The organism is Streptococcus sp. DD10, assembly GCF_001578805.1.
In the GTDB taxonomy this organism is placed as follows: domain Bacteria; phylum Bacillota; class Bacilli; order Lactobacillales; family Streptococcaceae; genus Streptococcus.
On sequence record NZ_KQ969195.1, the window covers coordinates 1 to 545 of the forward strand.

Sequence of the window (545 nt, forward strand, 5' to 3'; positions counted from 1 at the left end):
TTCTTTAGGACGTTTGGCAATCGACGTGCCAATCCTAAATGTCCCACGTGTTTCTTTTGGTTGTTGAGTCTTTCCTTTACGACGAAGGACGCTTAAATCCAGATCAATCAAACCAGCATAGAGCCAGTTATAGATGGTTTTAAAAGCTACCATTGGCTTTTGTTCAAGCTGATAGCGACCACAAATCTGTTCAGGTGACCAAGAAGCTTTTAACCCCTTCTCAATTTCCTTTTTTAACTTTGGTGTCAAACGAGATTTTCGACCTTTTTGCTTGGCCCTGTGGTCGTACTGTTCCTGTGCTAAGGCTGCGGAGTAACTATTTTTACATCGACTTAGCTCTCTTGAAATGGTGGACTTATGGACGCCAAGTTTACTTGCAATTTGGCAAGGTTTCAAACCTAAATCCAAGTAAGTTTCTATCTTTATTCGGTCGGTTATGGTAAGATGGGAGTAGCTCATAGTTTTTCCTCGGGTTCTGTTTGTGTGACTACTTACAGTTTACACCAATGAAACGCTATGAGTTTTTTTGTTGCACTATATTTTAC

1 protein-coding gene is annotated in these 545 nt (G+C 40.4%); it reads right to left on the reverse strand.

The features are described 5' to 3' along the window. On the reverse strand, nucleotides 1-459 hold a 459-nt coding region (locus tag STRDD10_RS10065; protein ID WP_156468664.1), incomplete at its 3' end, for an IS30 family transposase. Between the last annotated feature and the right edge of the window lie 86 nt (nucleotides 460-545).